Origin of the sequence: Curtobacterium sp. VKM Ac-1393 (assembly GCF_015350995.1) — a bacterium.
Lineage (GTDB): Bacteria > Actinomycetota > Actinomycetes > Actinomycetales > Microbacteriaceae > Curtobacterium.
This window is the reverse complement of sequence record NZ_JADKRW010000006.1, coordinates 318,918-333,406: the sequence shown is the minus strand read 5'-3', so window position 1 is coordinate 333,406 and position 14,489 is coordinate 318,918. Positions and strand designations below refer to the sequence as shown.

Annotated in this window: 20 protein-coding genes and 1 pseudogene; 13 read left to right on the top strand and 8 right to left on the bottom strand. The window is 70.9% G+C overall.

Annotated features, from left to right (window positions below; translation table 11 throughout):
* From ITJ59_RS15200 to ITJ59_RS15190, 3 genes are all read left to right on the top strand, one after another.
* Nucleotides 1-1,134, top strand: a complete 1,134-nt coding sequence (locus ITJ59_RS15200) for a cysteine desulfurase family protein (protein WP_194652122.1) — start codon at nt 1-3, stop codon at nt 1,132-1,134.
* Nucleotides 1,135-1,227: 93 nt separating this feature from the next.
* Nucleotides 1,228-1,494, top strand: a complete 267-nt coding sequence (locus ITJ59_RS15195; protein ID WP_194652121.1) for a hypothetical protein — start codon at nt 1,228-1,230, stop codon at nt 1,492-1,494.
* A 222-nt stretch (nt 1,495-1,716) separates the two neighbouring features.
* Entirely contained in the window at nt 1,717-2,007 is a 291-nt protein-coding gene (locus ITJ59_RS15190) for a hypothetical protein (protein ID WP_194652120.1), read from the top strand.
* Here the strand turns inward: ITJ59_RS15190 and ITJ59_RS19220 are convergent.
* Both ITJ59_RS19220 and ITJ59_RS19215 read right to left on the bottom strand, forming a co-directional pair.
* Nucleotides 1,967-2,176, bottom strand: coding sequence for a hypothetical protein (locus tag ITJ59_RS19220; protein WP_228511652.1), 210 nt, complete (start codon nt 2,174-2,176; stop codon nt 1,967-1,969). The two genes, ITJ59_RS15190 and ITJ59_RS19220, sit on opposite strands and share 41 nt — an antisense overlap.
* A 79-nt stretch (nt 2,177-2,255) precedes the next feature.
* Nucleotides 2,256-2,471: pseudogene (locus ITJ59_RS19215) on the bottom strand (MSMEG_6728 family protein); the annotation flags it as partial.
* Nucleotides 2,472-2,560: 89 nt separating this feature from the next.
* Between ITJ59_RS19215 and ITJ59_RS15180 the strand changes: the two are divergent.
* Nucleotides 2,561-3,157: an NAD(P)H-dependent oxidoreductase gene (locus ITJ59_RS15180; protein WP_194652119.1), complete on the top strand. Its 597-nt coding sequence runs from the start codon at nt 2,561-2,563 to the stop codon at nt 3,155-3,157.
* A gap of 151 nt (nt 3,158-3,308) precedes the next feature.
* Here ITJ59_RS15180 and aroQ read toward each other — a convergent pair whose 3' ends face one another.
* Nucleotides 3,309-3,752, bottom strand: a complete 444-nt coding sequence (aroQ, locus tag ITJ59_RS15175; RefSeq protein WP_194652118.1) for a type II 3-dehydroquinate dehydratase — start codon at nt 3,750-3,752, stop codon at nt 3,309-3,311.
* A 142-nt stretch (nt 3,753-3,894) separates the two neighbouring features.
* Here aroQ and ITJ59_RS15170 point away from each other — a divergent pair, with 142 nt between their 5' ends.
* Both ITJ59_RS15170 and ITJ59_RS15165 read left to right on the top strand, forming a co-directional pair.
* The gene (locus tag ITJ59_RS15170) at nt 3,895-5,565 is read left to right on the top strand and encodes a sodium:solute symporter family protein (protein ID WP_194652117.1); all 1,671 of its coding nucleotides are present in this window, start codon (nt 3,895-3,897) and stop codon (nt 5,563-5,565) included.
* A 19-nt stretch (nt 5,566-5,584) separates the two neighbouring features.
* A complete protein-coding gene (locus tag ITJ59_RS15165; protein ID WP_194652116.1) occupies nt 5,585-5,920 on the top strand; it encodes a hypothetical protein in 336 nt (111 codons plus the stop codon).
* A 215-nt stretch (nt 5,921-6,135) separates the two neighbouring features.
* Here ITJ59_RS15165 and ITJ59_RS15160 read toward each other — a convergent pair whose 3' ends face one another.
* On the bottom strand, nt 6,136-6,663 hold the full coding sequence (locus tag ITJ59_RS15160; protein WP_194652115.1) for a DUF3800 domain-containing protein: 528 nt from the start codon (nt 6,661-6,663) through the stop codon (nt 6,136-6,138).
* A 96-nt stretch (nt 6,664-6,759) separates the two neighbouring features.
* Between ITJ59_RS15160 and ITJ59_RS15155 the strand changes: the two genes are divergently transcribed.
* Genes ITJ59_RS15155 through ITJ59_RS15145 form a run of 3 tightly spaced genes read left to right on the top strand, consistent with a single transcriptional unit; the run spans nt 6,760 to nt 8,791 of the window.
* Nucleotides 6,760-7,176, top strand: a complete 417-nt coding sequence (locus ITJ59_RS15155; protein WP_194652114.1) for a VOC family protein — start codon at nt 6,760-6,762, stop codon at nt 7,174-7,176.
* A 47-nt stretch (nt 7,177-7,223) separates the two neighbouring features.
* Nucleotides 7,224-7,886, top strand: coding sequence for a DNA-3-methyladenine glycosylase I (locus ITJ59_RS15150; protein ID WP_228511573.1), 663 nt, complete (start codon nt 7,224-7,226; stop codon nt 7,884-7,886).
* 59 nt (nt 7,887-7,945) lie between these two features.
* On the top strand, nt 7,946-8,791 hold the full coding sequence (locus tag ITJ59_RS15145; RefSeq protein ID WP_194652113.1) for a DJ-1/PfpI family protein: 846 nt from the start codon (nt 7,946-7,948) through the stop codon (nt 8,789-8,791).
* Nucleotides 8,792-8,867: 76 nt separating this feature from the next.
* Here ITJ59_RS15145 and ITJ59_RS15140 read toward each other — a convergent pair whose 3' ends face one another.
* Both ITJ59_RS15140 and ITJ59_RS15135 read right to left on the bottom strand, forming a co-directional pair.
* A complete protein-coding gene (locus ITJ59_RS15140) occupies nt 8,868-9,338 on the bottom strand; it encodes a GNAT family N-acetyltransferase (RefSeq protein ID WP_194652112.1) in 471 nt (156 codons plus the stop codon).
* Entirely contained in the window at nt 9,335-10,135 is an 801-nt protein-coding gene (locus ITJ59_RS15135) for a LysR family transcriptional regulator substrate-binding protein (protein WP_194652111.1), read from the bottom strand. Before ITJ59_RS15135 ends, ITJ59_RS15140 begins: the two co-directional genes overlap by 4 nt.
* Nucleotides 10,136-10,168: 33 nt before the next feature.
* Between ITJ59_RS15135 and ITJ59_RS15130 the strand changes: the two genes are divergently transcribed.
* Nucleotides 10,169-10,558 carry a DUF5997 family protein gene (locus tag ITJ59_RS15130; protein ID WP_194652110.1) on the top strand — a complete coding sequence of 130 codons (390 nt, stop codon included), beginning with the start codon at nt 10,169-10,171 and terminating at the stop codon, nt 10,556-10,558.
* 38 nt (nt 10,559-10,596) lie between these two features.
* Entirely contained in the window at nt 10,597-11,103 is a 507-nt protein-coding gene (locus ITJ59_RS15125) for a hypothetical protein (RefSeq protein WP_194652109.1), read from the top strand.
* A 12-nt stretch (nt 11,104-11,115) separates the two neighbouring features.
* On the opposite strand, the gene ITJ59_RS15120 is transcribed toward ITJ59_RS15125, so the two are convergent.
* Together ITJ59_RS15120 and ITJ59_RS15115 are read right to left on the bottom strand one after the other, a co-directional pair.
* A complete protein-coding gene (locus ITJ59_RS15120) occupies nt 11,116-11,553 on the bottom strand; it encodes a phage holin family protein (protein WP_194652108.1) in 438 nt (145 codons plus the stop codon).
* A 196-nt stretch (nt 11,554-11,749) separates the two neighbouring features.
* Nucleotides 11,750-13,225, bottom strand: coding sequence for an MFS transporter (locus tag ITJ59_RS15115; RefSeq protein WP_194652107.1), 1,476 nt, complete (start codon nt 13,223-13,225; stop codon nt 11,750-11,752).
* Nucleotides 13,226-13,356: 131 nt separating this feature from the next.
* Here ITJ59_RS15115 and ITJ59_RS15110 point away from each other — a divergent pair, with 131 nt between their 5' ends.
* Nucleotides 13,357-13,923, top strand: a complete 567-nt coding sequence (locus ITJ59_RS15110) for a TetR/AcrR family transcriptional regulator (RefSeq protein ID WP_194652106.1) — start codon at nt 13,357-13,359, stop codon at nt 13,921-13,923.
* Between the two features lie 9 nt (nt 13,924-13,932).
* On the top strand, nt 13,933-14,460 hold the full coding sequence (locus ITJ59_RS19680; RefSeq protein ID WP_194652105.1) for an Lrp/AsnC family transcriptional regulator: 528 nt from the start codon (nt 13,933-13,935) through the stop codon (nt 14,458-14,460).
* Nucleotides 14,461-14,489: the final 29 nt, after the last annotated feature.

Genomic DNA, 14,489 nt, shown 5'->3' with positions numbered 1-14,489 from the left:
GTGTTCTACCTGGACCGCGCCGCCACGACCCCCGTGCGTCGTGAGGTGCTCGAGGCGATGTGGCCCTACCTGACCGGGGTCTTCGGCAACCCGTCGTCGACGCACGGTGTCGGGGACGAGGCCGCACGGGGACTCGCCGCCGCACGGGCGTCCGTCGCGCGGGTGCTCGGCTGCCGGCCCGCCGAGGTCGTCTTCACCACCGGGGGGACCGAGGGTGCGAACACCGCGGTGAAGGGGATCGCCCTCGCCACACCGCGCGGTCGCCACGTCGTCACGAGCTCGATCGAGCACGAGGCCGTGCTCGAGAGCTGCGCGTACCTGGCGCGGTTCCACGACTTCGCCGTCACGGTGCTGCCGGTCGGTCCCGACGGCCTGGTGGACCCGGTGGTGCTGCGCGAGGCGCTCCGTCCGGACACCACCCTCGTGTCGATCGCGCACGCCGACAACGAGATCGGCACGGTGCAGGACGTCGCGGCGCTCGCCGCCGTCGCGCACGAGTTCGGCGCGCGGTTCCACACCGACGCCGTGCAGTCCGCGCCGTGGCTGCCGATCGGGCTCGACGTCCTGGGGGTCGACGCACTGTCGCTGTCCGGGCACAAGCTCGGGGCTCCGAAGGGCACCGGGGTGCTCGTCGTCCGGTCGGGCGTCCGCGTCGAGCCGCTGCTGCACGGTGGGGGACAGGAGCGGGGCCGTCGCTCCGGCACCGAGGACGTCGCCGGGGCCGTCGCCGTCGCGACGGCGCTCGAGCTCGCGTCCGTGTCCGCGGCGTCGGCCGCTGCGACCGCCACTCGCGACGCCGTGCTCGACGGGGTGCTCGCCGCCGTCCCTGGGGCGTTCGTCACCGGGTCCCGCGAGCACCGATTGCCCGGGCACGCGTCGTTCTGCTTCCCCGGGGTGAACGGCGAGACCGTGCTCCTCGAGCTGGAGCAGCGGGACGTCGTGTCCTCGTCGGGCAGCGCCTGCGCGGCCGGCAGCACCGAGGCGTCGCACGTGCTCACCGCGCTGGGGATCCCGGACGAGGTCGCACGGACGGCGCTGCGGCTGACGTTCGACGGGGCCCTCGGTGCCGACGACGTGCCGGTCGTCGTCGGGGCGGTCGCGGCCGCCGTGACCACCGTCCGCGCACTCGGCTGAGGCGTCGTCATTCTGGTGTACTAGACGTTCTACTCCATGAGTGGGGTCGTGTCCCCCCTTCTGCGGACACGGAATCTGCGTCAGAGTGTCCACATGGCAAACGTGATGACGACCCGGACGCGACAGGACGACCGCTTCCGCGCGGTGCAGCTCCTGCCCGCGCCGGCGACGCTCGTCGCGCTCGCCCTGGCTGCGCAGCACGACCTCGGCACCGCCCCACTCGGGCTGATCGCCGCCGTCGGAGCCCTCGCGACCGTCGGGAGCGCCCTGCTCCCCATGATCCGACCCGCCGCCGCTCGACGATCGATGCCCGCACCGATCGAGACGGACCGGTACCGAGAGGACACCGAACACCCTTGAGGTCCGACGCCGCCCGACTCCTCCAGTGAGCCGGGCGGCGCCCCAGACCGGATGCCGGTACCCCTGACCGACATCCGGAGCGGGGCGCGACGTTCCCCTGTCGTCGCGTCCCGCCACACACCGCGACCCGCCGTGAGCCCGACGTCGACCCCCTGTGCGACGTCAGATCCCCTGCAGCCCACGGCGGGCTCCGGTGTCGTCCGATCCCGCTACCGTCGGGGCATGCCCTCGTACCGCGTGACCCTGGCGATCGGCGCGCTCGCCCCCGGCACGACTCCCGACGCCGTCCTGCCCGCGGCGGCCCGCCTGGTCGCAGAGCACGCCGTGGTCGAGGCGCAGGACGTCCGGCTGCTGCGCGGCGTCCCGTGTGCGGTCGTCCGGTTCGAGTCCGAGGACGACGCGACGGCCGTGGTCGTCCGCGACGCGACCGTGCACGGCCTCCGCGACCTGGTCGAGGTCCGGTCCGACGTCGTCACGCGCCGCGATGGTGGGCGGTGGACGCCGGTGGCGTGACGCGTGCGGTCGGGGCGCGCTGGGTGTCCGGTGTGCCCGGCCAGACGTAGTCGAGGTCGTCGGGTGCGGCCGGGAACAGCCCGCGGTAGTGCTCCGGTGCTTTCTGCACCAGCTTCGAGCGGTGGGACTCGTGCAACGCCTCGTCGTCGTTCCACGGCGGGATCGCCACGCTCGTACGCCGCCAGGTCCTCCGGCACCCGCCCGAGGTCCAGCAGGGTCTTCTCCAGGCACGTGTCCACGTGCCCACGCTCGAGCCACACGCGGCACGTCGCCTCCTGGTAGGCCATCAGTGCCGGACGGTAGCCACGCCACATCGCGGTGACCGGGTGGTGCTGCCAGCCGTACCCCGGCAGCGTCAGCGCCCGCATCACCTGCAGGGTCTCGACGCGCTGCTTGCCGAGACGCCGGTCGTCGAGGACCTCGGCCGAGGCCCGGAAGTCGGCGTACGGCAAGAACGTCTGCATGCCGCGGGACGGTACCCGTGTGGCCTGGCACCCGACACATGTCGTCACACGACGACCGCCCCGGCGGCAGGCGTGTGAGCATCGACCGCATGAGTGGAGAACTGGTCGTCGGCGTCAGCGGTAGCCCCTCGGACCCCTCGCGGACGTCCACCCTGGTCGCCGCCACCGTGGCGCGCCTCGGGCAGGAGATCGAGGGCGCCCGCACCGAGACGATCGAGATCGGACCGCTGCTGGCCGACCTCGGAGCGGCGACGTCACGCGAGGCGATGTCCGAGCGCACCCGCGCCGCACTCGAGACCGTCGAGGCCGCCGACGTGCTGGTCGTCGGCAGCCCGGCGTTCCGTGCCGCGTACTCGGGCGCGTTCAAGCTGTTCTTCGACTGGATCGGGCAGTACGACCTCGTCGACACCCCGGTCCTGCTGACCGCCACGGGTGGCAGCGACCGCCACGCCCTGCTCGTCGAGCACCAGATGCGCCCGCTGTTCGGGTTCTTCCAGTCGACGACGCTGCCGATCGGGGTGTTCGGCAACGAGCGTGACTTCACCAAGCGCGAGGGCGGCTACGACATCGGCAACGTCGACCTCGAACTCCGCATCGACCAGGCCGTGCGTCGGGCGATCCCGATCATCCGCGGGGGCTTCGCCACCGCCGGCCTGACCGAGGTGCGGCGCCCCGCCGACTTCTGAGCCGCGCCCCGGGGGTCCCCGCTCGCTTGCCCCGAGGTTCCAAGATCTCGGAACCTCGGAGCCGCCGACGTCCCGCTGTGGAACCTCGGCGACACGCAGACGGCAGGTCGTGGAACCTCGGCGGGGCGCGGACCGGCCGAGTCCGGACGCGTCAGGCGATGAGGGACGCGACGTGCGCGACCGCCAGGCGGTAGCCGTCGGCGCCCGCACCGGCGATCACCGCGGTCGCAGCGGTGGCGACGTGGTCGACGTGCCGGAAGGGCTCGCGCTTCCACGTGTTCGACAGGTGCACCTCGACGACGGGGACGGACAGCGCTTCGACAGCGTCGTGCAGCGCGACCGAGGTGTGCGCGTAGGCCGCGGGGTTGATGACCACGGCGGCGAAGTCGTCCAGGGCCTCGTGCAGCCACTCGACCAGTTCGCCCTCGCGGTTCGTCTGCCGGAAGTCGGCGTCCAGCCCGTGCACGGCCGCCTCGGTGTGCACGATCGCTTCGATCTCGGCGAGCGTCACGGTGCCGTACTGCTCCGGGTCGCGCCGCCCGAGGATGTCGAGGTTCGGTCCGTTGAGGACGAGGATGCGCGCCTGGTCGGTCATGGGGCGAGCCTAGCGATCGCGGGCCGAGGGGTGCCGCCGGCGAACACATGCCTCGGCTATGTGAACGGTCACAATTCGGTGTAACGTCTCCGTCCGGGTCGGCGGAGTTGTCGACTGCAACACACCGACGTGGAGATGTTGAATGGTTCTCGCTGCAGCGAACGAAGGGATCCGGCTCGACTTGGGCTGGGTCGACTACCTGATGATCATCGTGTACTTCGCGGTCGTCATCGGGATCGGGTTCACCGCCCGCAAACAGGTCCGGACGAGCATGGACTTCTTCCTGTCCGGGCGCTCGATGCCGGCGTGGATCACGGGCCTGGCCTTCGTGTCCGCGAACCTCGGCGCGACCGAGATCCTCGGCATGGCCGCCAACGGGGCCCAGATCGGCATGGCGACCCTGCACTACTACCTGGTCGGCGCGGTGCCGGCCATGGTGTTCCTCGGGCTCGTGATGATGCCCTTCTACTACGGGTCCAAGGTCCGTTCGGTACCGGAGTTCATGCTCCGCCGGTTCGGCAAGGCCCCGCACCTGGTGAACGCGATCGCGTTCGCGGTGTCGAACGTGCTCATCGCCGGCATCAACCTCTACGCGATGGCGATCGTCATCGAGGCGATGCTCGGCTGGCCGGAGTGGCTGGCGATCGTCGTGTCCGCCGGCTTCGTGCTCGTCTACATCACCCTCGGCGGGCTCTCCAGCGCGATCTACAACGAGGTCATGCAGTTCTTCGTGATCATCGCGGGGCTCATCCCGCTGACGATCGTCGGCCTGCACCGCGTCGGGGGCTGGGACGGACTCAGCAAGGCGATCACCGAGACCCAGGGCGTGCAGCACCTGCAGGCCTGGGCCGGCACCGGCTTCGGCGACGTGACGAACCCGATCGGCGCCAACTGGCTCGCGATCGTCCTCGGCCTGGGCTTCGTCCTCGGCTTCGGCTACTGGACCACCAACTTCACCGAGGTGCAGCGTGCGTTCTCGGCGAAGAACATGTCTGCTGCCCGTCGGACCCCGCTCATCGCCGCCATCCCGAAGCTCTTCATCCCGGCCATCGTCGTGATCCCCGGCCTCATCGCCGCGGCGGTCGTCGGCAACCAGTTCGCCGACGGCTCGCTCACCTACAACGACGCGATCCCGAAGCTCATCCAGATGTACCTGCCGACCGGCGTGCTCGGCGTCGCGGTGACCGGGCTGCTGGCGTCGTTCATGGCCGGCATGGCCGCCAACGTGTCGTCGTTCAACACCGTGTTCACGTACGACATCTGGCAGCGCTACATCAAGCCGAACATGCCCGACATCCACTACCTGAAGACCGGTCGCTGGGTCACCGTCGCCGGTGTCCTCGTCGGCATCGCGACCGCCTTCATCGCGGCTCAGGCGTCGAACATCATGACGTACATGCAGACGCTGTTCTCGTTCTTCAACGCACCGCTGTTCGCCGTGTTCATCCTCGGACTGCTCTGGAAGCGGATGACCACCGCCGGCGCGCTGTGGGGCTACGTCCTCGGCATCGTCACGCCGTCGATCACCTGGATCGCGTACCTCGTGAACCCGGACCTGTTCGCCACCGCGACCGCCGAGACCCTGTACGGCGCGATCATCTCGTTCGTGACCGTCCTGGTCGTCGGGTTCGTCGTGTCGATGGTCACGAAGCCGAAGGACGAGAAGGAGCTCGGGGGCCTGGTCTACGGCATCGGCAAGATCGACCTGCACAGTGACTCCGTCGCGACCGACACCGCGTGGTACCGCTCGCCGGCGCTGCTCGGCACGGTCGCCCTGATCCTCTGTGTCGTCCTGTACCTCCCGTTCCTCTGATCCGCGAAGGAGATCTCCCATGAGTGACACCACCACCCCCGGCGCGATGACCGAGGAGCAGAAGGCCGCCCTCGTCCGCTCCACCCGTCGTCTCGACCTGCGCCGCATCCTCGGCGGCCTGTTCGTGCTCTACGGCGTCATCGTGACGATCGTCGGCATCGTGCACTGGGACACCGACCCCGAGAAGACCGGCGGCATCCACATCAACCTGTGGGTCGGACTGTCGATGCTCGTTGGCGGCCTGCTGTTCTTCCTCTGGGACCGCCTGAACCCGGTGCCCGCCGAGGACATCATCGGCCAGGCCGAGGCCGAGGCCGACCAGAAGGCCGCCGGCGAGGGCCGCGATCTGGCCTGACCTCGATCGCGCACCGCTGTTCCGACCCGGAACGACGAAGTCGCTGTCGCACGACAGCGGTTTCGTCGTTCCGGGTTGACGGCGGCGATCGCTTGACGTGATCCGCACCGAAGTCGTAACATTGATATGTCGACCGCGTGCTGCTCGGTCGAAAGTGAGCCCCGGAGCATCCTGCAGCCAGCGCGGGACCGGGGTTTTGCGCTGCCCAGGGTTGTTCACCCCACGCGTACAAGGGTGCTGTCGACCTCGTCGTCGAGGCCCGCTACGTGCGCACCGCAAGCAAGATCAGCCAGCGCGACCAGCGGTTCATCGACACCGCGGACGTGCTCGTGTCGCACTGGAATGCCGACGCCTCGTCGTCGAAGGGCATCCAACATCGACCGGTCGCCGTCGTCGCGCGCCCTCCCTCGCGATTCGAGGACGAGGAGGGTGACGCCCCGCACGTCGAGCTCCCAGACGAGTCGCTCCAAGCAACGGCGTCGTCGCCGTTCGGCGCGCGCGGCGGCCCCCTCGTAGCGGACGACGACGATCTCGACCGCTCGGCGCAGCAGGTCGAGCCATGAGAGCCGCTGACCAGGAAGCGCTTCGTACCAGTGCAGCTTCCGCATCCGCCTCGGTGTCGCTGCTCGGACGTCGGCACGCGCCGCTTCGCAAGCTGACGCCGAGATGATCACCGCTGCCATCACGTACACCGTGTGATCTCGTCCGCCGCCTGGCTCCGACTCGTCGACGTACGCCCGCATCGATCCAGCATATTGTGTACCAGACGGTACCGGGAGGGAACAGTTGCGGACCACCCCGCGACGGGCCAGGTTGAGCGTGACGAAAGGAACCTCCCCATGGACACGATGGTCTTCATCAACCTGCCCGTCGCCGACCTCGAGCGCTCGAAGGCGTTCTACGAGGCCCTCGGCTACTCGATCAACCCGATGTTCAGCGACGACACCGCTGCGTGCATCGTGATCAGCGACACGATCTACGTCATGGCGCTCACCCACGCGAAGTTCGTCGAGTTCACCGACAAGACGATCGCCGACGCCGGCACCGTCGAGGTGATCAACTCGCTCACCGCCGGGTCGAAGGACGAGGTGCACCGCATCGTCGACGACGCCGTCGCGGCCGGCGCGAGCGAGGACCGCGCGCCGATGGACCTCGGCTTCATGTTCCAGCGCAGCTTCACCGACCCGGACGGCCACCGCTGGGAGTACGTGTGGATGGACCCGCAGGCTGCCCAGGACGGCCCACCGGCCGAGTGACCACGGCAGGCAACGTCGGTGTCGGCGGCGCAGGCCAGGATGGTGCGATGAGCACCGAGCCCGCAGCCACCGAGCCTGCAGCCACCGAGCCTGCAGCCACCGAGCCCGCAGCCACGCCCCGCTCCGACCTCGTGATCGGCGACGACGGCCTGGCCCGACCGGTGTGGGCGTCGACGGACGAGCTGCTCCGTGACTACTACGACACCGAGTGGGGCATGCCCGTGCGGGACGAGCGCGGGGTGTTCGAGCGGCTGTCACTCGAGGCGTTCCAGTCCGGCCTGTCCTGGCGCACGATCCTGGCGAAGCGTCCGGCCTTCCGTGCGGCCTTCGCGGACTTCGACGCCGACACCGTCGCGGGCTTCGGCGAGGACGACGTCGCTCGACTGATGGCCGACGCGGGCATCGTGCGGAACCGGGCGAAGATCCTCGCGACCATCACGAACGCGAACGCCACGATCGCCCTGCGGCAGGACGGCGGTCTGGCCGACGTCGTCTGGTCGTTCCGTCCGGATGCGACGCCTGCGCCGGAGTCGTACGACCAGGTCCCGACGACGTCCGACGAGTCGGTCGCGCTGTCGAAGGCGCTGCGGAAGCGCGGCTTCGCCTTCGTCGGTCCGACCACGATGCACGCGCTGATGGAGGCGCTCGGCATCGTCGACACGCACCTGCTCGGCAGCCACCGGCGTGGGACCTCGGGCGTCTGGAACTGAACGGACGGGCACAGCCGCAGCACCCACCGCCGGCGACCACACCGGGCTAGGGTCGCGGCATGAGCACCGATCAGCCGAACCCGCGCGTGCGTCCCGTCCACCCGGTCGACGCCGAGATCGTCGAGGTACCCGCCGACGGGGACGCGCCGGAACCCGACGCGCCCGCGCTCGGAACAGCACTCGCGCACCAGCGCGCCGCGGACTCGTCGACGGAGCCGGACCACGACCCCGCCGTGGTCCGGATCGCCTTCCTGCTGTTCCCGAACCTGACGCAGCTCGACCTGACGGGCCCCGCGCAGGTGCTGTCCCGTGTGCCCGGCGCACGGGTCGAGTACGTGGCGGCGACGCTCGACCCGGTCCCGAGCGACTGCGGACTCGCCCTCGTCCCGACGACGACCATCGCCGACGCGAGCCCGGCGGACGTCCTGGTGGTCCCCGGCGGTGACGGTGCCTTCGACGCGATGCTCGATCCTGACGTCATCGCGTTCGTCCGGCGCGAGGCCGCCCGTGCCACGTGGGTCACGTCGGTCTGCACCGGTGCGTTCGTCCTCGGTGCCGCCGGCTTGCTGGCGGGCAAGCGCGCGACGACCCACTGGGCGTCGAAGCCGATGCTCGAGGCGTTCGGTGCGCAGTCGGTCGACGAACGGATCGTCGACGACGGGTCGGTCGTCACGGCGGCGGGCGTCAGCGCGGGCATCGACATGGCGCTGTGGCTGGCGGCCGAACTCGCCGGACAGTCGGCGGCCGAGGCGATCCAGCTGCAGATCGAGTACGACCCGCAGCCGCCGTTCGACGGGGGTTCCGCCGAGCGTGCCGATGCCGTCGTGGTCGCGCGGGCGCGTGCGGCGGCCGAGGCCGCTCGCGGGGAACGCGTCACCCGCGCAGCAGCTGCCGTCCTGCTGTGACGACACAGCTGCCGTGACGACGAACCTGCTGCGACGAAGCGGCAGAACCCAGCGGCAGAACCCAGCGGCAGAACCCTCAGACCAGCGGCTTCTGCATCTGCGTCGCGGTCACCTGGTACCCGAGCGCGGCGTACAGCTCCTGCGCCCCGGTGTTGTAGCCGAACACGTTGAGGCCGATGCTCGTCGCGCCGTGCTCCGCCGCGGCCCGGTGGCCGAGTTCGAGTGCGCGGCGAGCGTGTCCGCGGCGCCGGTGCGGTTCGTCGATCTCGACGTCGAACACCCACCAGTCGGTTCCGCCCGGCGAGGACGGACCGATCCACAGGTACCCGACCGCGGCGTCGTCTTGGTCGAGGACGTCCCACACCAGGTGGCCGTCCGCCGGCGACCCGTTCGGGAACCACCGGTCCAGCGACTGCTGCTTGTTCGCCTCGGCCTGCTCACGGGTCTCACCCGCCTGCATCCGCGACGCCACGTACTCGGCCATGGTCCGGTCCAGCCAGGCCGGGAGGCGCGTGGCCGGCATCTCCTGCAGGCGTGTGTCGGTCACCGGTTGCCCTTCGAGCCCCGGCTCGGCTTGCCGCGCATCTTCCCGCGTCCGGGGGTGGGGCCCTTGCCGGTGTTGGACTTCTTGCCGGCGCCGGACTTGCCGCTGCCGGGCGACTTCGCCTTCGCCTTGCCGCCGCCGGCGGCCGCTCCGCTCTTGGCCGAGCCGCCCTTGCCTGACCCGCCGGAGCCGCCACCGGCCTTGGAGCCGGCACGCGCGGCACGCACGGCCTCGTCGACGTCGCGATCCGTGCCTCCTGGCTGGGCCCGCGAACTGTTGGCGGTCCGCCCGCGCACCACGCCGATGAACTCCTCGGTGGTCTCGGTCGCGTCCTCGTCGCGCCAGACCAGCGCGATCTGGGTGCCGGCGGCGCCGAAGAGCGGGCGGGCGACGAGGTCCTTGCGGCTCGCCGCGCGGAACAGCGACTGGGGGAGCACGACCACGCCGACGTTCGCCTCGACCAGGTCGAGCGCGGCGGCGATGTCGTCCGGCACGGGGCCGGCGTCGACCACGTGCACCTCGGCATCGGCGAGGTCCACCTCGGCCAGGTCGGCGAGGGGGGAGTCCTTCGGCATCGCGACCACGGCCGTCTCGGTCCAGAGCGGGATGGCGTTGTGCTGGTCGGAGACGGGCATCCGTGCGAAGACCATGTCGACCTCGCCGGCGAGCGTGTCGTCGACGTCGTCGGACCCGATCGGGCGCAGCCGCAGCTCGATCGAGGGGTGCCGATCCCGCCAGACACGGGCCCACTTGGCCGGGGAGACCCCGGGCACGAATGCGATGGTGAGTGCCGCGGTCATGCAGACGAGCATAGGGGCCGTACTCTAGGGGGCATGGCGCAGGAACAGACCATGAAGCCCGAAACGGCTGCGAAGAAGCTCGGCATCTTGCTGGCGGCCGCTCCGGAGTCCTTCCAGGGCGCTCCCGTCACACGGACCGCCTTCGACGAGCTCCGGACCGACCCCCCGACCTGGCTCGAGGACCTCCGACGAGACGGCCCGCACCCGCGACCCGTCGTGGCGCAGAAGCTGGGCATCTCGATCTCGGGGCTGACCCGGGCCGGGATCGGCGACGAGCTCACCACCGCGGAGATCAAGACGCTGCTCGAGCAGAAGCCCGAGTGGCTCGTCCGCGAGCGGTCGACGCAGGCCGCCGTGCACGCCGAGAACGCCCGTGTGAAGCAGGAGCGCGCCGCCAAGGCCGCTGCCCGCGCCGAGGACTGACCCGCCCCGCACCACGCCGCAGCCACCGAGGACACGCCGTGCACGAGACCGTCGCCGACGCCATGCTCGTGGTGCCGCAGTTCGCGTCCGTGTGCTGCGTCGTCGGTGACCGCTACCGTCCGCGCCCCGGCGTGATCGTGCCGGCGGCGGTGATGCTCGTGGCGATGCTCATGCCCGTCGTGCACGCCGGCGCGGTGTGGACGCTGTTCGCCGCCACGCTGCTGCTGCTGCTCGCGCCCTTGCCCGTGATGCGCCGTCGTCGTGCGGACGGTCGCCGCGCCGAGCCGATGGACGTGCACCGCGCCCTGTCGGCGGTCGTGATGTCCGGCATGCTGCTGATGGGCCACGCGACCGGCGTCGCCGGCGGTCACGCCGGGCACGGCATCGCCTTGTCCGCAGTCCTCGGCGCCGGGGTGATCGGCTACTGCGCGTTCAGCGGCTGGCTGCTCCGGCACGAGTGGGCGCAGGAGGACCGCCGGGCCGTGCGGAGCGGTGAGGTCTTCGCGATGACGGTCGCAGTCGTCGGCATGACCCTCGCGATGTAGCGCTGTCGCTGCTCAGTCGGCCGAGGTCGACGCGTCGCGCGTGTGCGCGACACGGTCCTTCGCAGCGCGGATGGTGTCCTTCGGCACGGGCGGCACGCCCCGGCGGATGCCCCGGAGCCCGACCACGAACAGGATCGCCGTGACGACGGCGAACACGACGAAGGTGATCCCGGTCGCGGCCCACACCGGCAGCGCCAGTGCCAGGAGTGCGACCGCGAGCCCGGCGATCAGCACCAGCGTCGTCAGCGCGCAGCCCACGGCGGCACCGGTGAGCACGAGCCCTGTCTTCGCACCGTTCGCACGCTCGCTGATCTCCCGCCGTGCCGATGCGACCTCGTCACGGACCGCACGCAGCACCGGTTCCAGGGCCTTCTGCACCAGCCCGGCGGTGACGGTGTCGCGCAGGGACGGCTTGGTGGTCGTGGGGTCGTCGTGGTCCGTGGTGCTCATGGGTCTCCTGTCCGGGGCGCGGTGATCGCGTCCACCTGCTGTGACGCGTCCGGTCCGATGATCGTCACGCCGGGGGTGGCGTGCTCGGTCGCTTCCCAGCTTGCGGAGCCGCCGGTGGCGGTGGGCGCAACGGCCGGGAGGCCCGCCCCGCGTCGACGACGCAGGACGGGCCTCCCGGATGGTCGGGTCCAGTGCCCTACTCGGCGACCTCCTCGAGGTCGTCGATGCCACGGGCCGCCGCCGCCGCGCGGCGCGCACGCATCGACGGTGCCGCCAGGGCGGCGAGCACGGCGAGGACCGCGACCCCGGTGCACGCCCAGAAACCGATGGTGAACGCGTCGTCGGTCGGCAGCCCCTGCGCGGTGCTGTGCGAGGTGATGAGTGCCGCGATGACCGCGGTGCCGACGCTCGAGCCGATCGTGCGGACGACGGTGTTGGCGCTGATGGCCTCGCCGGTCTGGTTCGCGGGGACGCTCTCGATGATGGCGTTCGAGCAGGCGGCGAGGGCCAGGCCGATGCCGATGCCGGTCAGGATGCCGGAGACGACGACCTGCCAGAGCGCGCCGTGCGCGATCGCGGGCAGCAGGAACGCGGCGACGATGGCGACCCCGCCGAGCAGCATCGGCGGCTTCGGACCGACCTTGCGGACGAGGATGCCGGCGATCGGACCGGCGACGATCATCATCAGGACGGTCGGCAGCAGGAACAGTCCCGCCTGGGTGACGTCCTTGCCGAAGCCGTAGCCGAGTGCGCTCGGCAGCTGCAGCAGGGTCGGCACGAGGACGAAGGTGCCGAACATCGCGAAGCCGAAGACGAGCGCGACGACGTGGGCGGTCCAGACACCGCGGACGGCGAACAGCCGGACGTCGATGAGTGGTTCGGCGACGCGGAGCTCCACGAGCACGAACGCGACCAGTGCGACGGCGCCGAGGACCAGCAGCCCAATGGTCTTGCCGTCGCCCCAGCCCCAGGTCTCGCCCTCGCTGACCGCGAGCAGGACGGACACGAGCGCGACGGCGAGGACGAACGTGCCGACCATGTCGAGGCGGCCGGGCTTGCGGACCGGCGACTCCGGCATGCCGAAGACGGCGCCGAGCAGGGCGATGACGACGAGGACGGCGGGCAGCCAGAACAGCCAGTGCCACGACAGGTGCTCGACGATCGGACCGGCGGCGACGATGCCGACGCCGGCGCCGATGCCGAAGATGGCGGAGAGCAGGCCGATCGTGACGCTGACCTTCTCCTTCGGCAGTTCGTCACGGACGATGCCGATGGACAGCGGCATCACCGCACCGGCGGCGCCCTGCAGCGCGCGGCCGACGATGAGGACGCCGAGGTTCGGTGCCAGTGCGGCGAGCACCGCACCGACGAGCAGGATCGACAGCACGACGATCAGGACCTTGCGCTTGCCGATCATGTCGCCGAGACGGCCGAGGATCGGCGTGAGCACCGAGGCCGAGAGCAGGTACGCGGTCAGCACCCAGCTCGTGGCGCTCGTCGAGGCGCCGAGGTCCTGCCCGATGGTCGACAGCGCCGGGGCGACGAGCGACTGCAGGACCGCGAAGGACAGGCCGCCGAGGGACAGGTAGACGATGATCGCCGTGCTGTTCGGCCGGCGTCCGGTGGTGGTGGGGTGCGAGCCGGTGCGGGGGCTCTGCATGGTGTCGGTCATCGTGCTCCGTGGTCGTGTCGTCGTGGTCGTGCCGGGGTGATGTAAACAACTGCTGACTTGATGAGGGTACGCAGTTCCCGCCAGAAGTCAACAGTTGCTTACATCGCGCTCCGGGCCGGTACGCTTCGACCATGAGCAAGGACGCCGCCGCCACCCGACTGCTGCTCGTGCAGGCTGCGCGGCGTCGGTTCGCGTTCGACGGCTACAAGGCAACGACGGTGCGGGACATCGCAGCCGACGCCGGGGTCAACGTGGCGCTGATCAACCGCTACTTCGTGTCGAAGGAGGGGCTGTTCCGGGCCTGCCTCGACCGGGTGGCGCGGGATCTCGGCCAGGGCGAAGCGCGGGCACCGGGCATCGAGCGGGCGCTCGAGGACCTCGTCGTCCACGTCGTCCGCGCGCCGAGCGACGAGGACTCCCTGCAGCTCATGCTGCTGCTGCGGTCGTCGGGCGACGACGCCGCGGACGCGATCCGCCGCGAGACCCTGCGCCGGTACGCCCAGCGGCTCGCCACGGCCGTCGGGGACGAGGTGACCGACGACCTGCTCATCCGGGCCGAGATCGCCCTGGCCGTCGTGCTCGGGATGACGATGTTCCGGACGTCCACCCGGGTGGAACCGCTGACCTCGGCAGAGCCGGACGCCGTCGCCGGCCCCCTGCGCGACGCGCTCCGCGCCCTGCTCGCACCGTCACGGTAGCGTCGAGGCGTGTCCGACCGAGCAGCTCGCCGCCCCGATCCCGCTCCGCGCCTCGACGAGGTCGACGAGCGCATCCTCTGGACGCTCGCGGGCGACGCCCGGATCCCGAACAACCGGCTCGCAGCAGCGGTGGGCATCGCGCCGTCGACGTGCCTGGCCCGGGTCCGGGCGCTCGAGGACGCCGGCGTGATCCGCGGCTACCGGGCCGAGGTCGACATCGCACGCCTCGGGTTCTCGATCGAGGCGATGGTCTCGGTCCGCGTGCACGCCGCCGCCCGCCACGAACTCCGGGACTTCGCAAAGCGCCTGCTCCGCGTGCCGGTCGTGCAGGACGTGTCGTTCCTGGCCGGCGACAAGGACTTCCTCGTGCACATCGCGTGCGAGTCGACCGAGCAGCTCCGGGACTTCGTCGCCGACGAGCTCAGCGGGGACCCGTCGGTCGCGACGACGCAGACGAACATCGTGTTCGAGCGCCTCGTCGCGGACCGGTCGACGCAGGGACGCTCGTTCGACGAACTCCGCCGGTGGCGCGCATGAGGCGTGCGCCCGCGCCGTCGCGCCGAACG

Coding starts and splice junctions, on each gene's coding strand:
- ITJ59_RS15195 (WP_194652121.1), top strand. CDS start 1,228: ATGGCAAACGTGATGACGACCCGGACGCGACAGGACGACCGCTTCCGC.
- ITJ59_RS15190 (WP_194652120.1), top strand. CDS start 1,717: ATGCCCTCGTACCGCGTGACCCTGGCGATCGGCGCGCTCGCCCCCGGC.
- ITJ59_RS15180 (WP_194652119.1), top strand. CDS start 2,561: ATGAGTGGAGAACTGGTCGTCGGCGTCAGCGGTAGCCCCTCGGACCCC.
- aroQ (WP_194652118.1), bottom strand. CDS start 3,752: ATGACCGACCAGGCGCGCATCCTCGTCCTCAACGGACCGAACCTCGAC.
- ITJ59_RS15170 (WP_194652117.1), top strand. CDS start 3,895: ATGGTTCTCGCTGCAGCGAACGAAGGGATCCGGCTCGACTTGGGCTGG.
- ITJ59_RS15165 (WP_194652116.1), top strand. CDS start 5,585: ATGAGTGACACCACCACCCCCGGCGCGATGACCGAGGAGCAGAAGGCC.
- ITJ59_RS15160 (WP_194652115.1), bottom strand. CDS start 6,663: ATGCGGGCGTACGTCGACGAGTCGGAGCCAGGCGGCGGACGAGATCAC.
- ITJ59_RS15155 (WP_194652114.1), top strand. CDS start 6,760: ATGGACACGATGGTCTTCATCAACCTGCCCGTCGCCGACCTCGAGCGC.
- ITJ59_RS15150 (WP_228511573.1), top strand. CDS start 7,224: ATGAGCACCGAGCCCGCAGCCACCGAGCCTGCAGCCACCGAGCCTGCA.
- ITJ59_RS15145 (WP_194652113.1), top strand. CDS start 7,946: ATGAGCACCGATCAGCCGAACCCGCGCGTGCGTCCCGTCCACCCGGTC.
- ITJ59_RS15135 (WP_194652111.1), bottom strand. CDS start 10,135: ATGACCGCGGCACTCACCATCGCATTCGTGCCCGGGGTCTCCCCGGCC.
- ITJ59_RS15130 (WP_194652110.1), top strand. CDS start 10,169: ATGGCGCAGGAACAGACCATGAAGCCCGAAACGGCTGCGAAGAAGCTC.
- ITJ59_RS15120 (WP_194652108.1), bottom strand. CDS start 11,553: ATGAGCACCACGGACCACGACGACCCCACGACCACCAAGCCGTCCCTG.
- ITJ59_RS15115 (WP_194652107.1), bottom strand. CDS start 13,225: ATGACCGACACCATGCAGAGCCCCCGCACCGGCTCGCACCCCACCACC.
- ITJ59_RS15110 (WP_194652106.1), top strand. CDS start 13,357: ATGAGCAAGGACGCCGCCGCCACCCGACTGCTGCTCGTGCAGGCTGCG.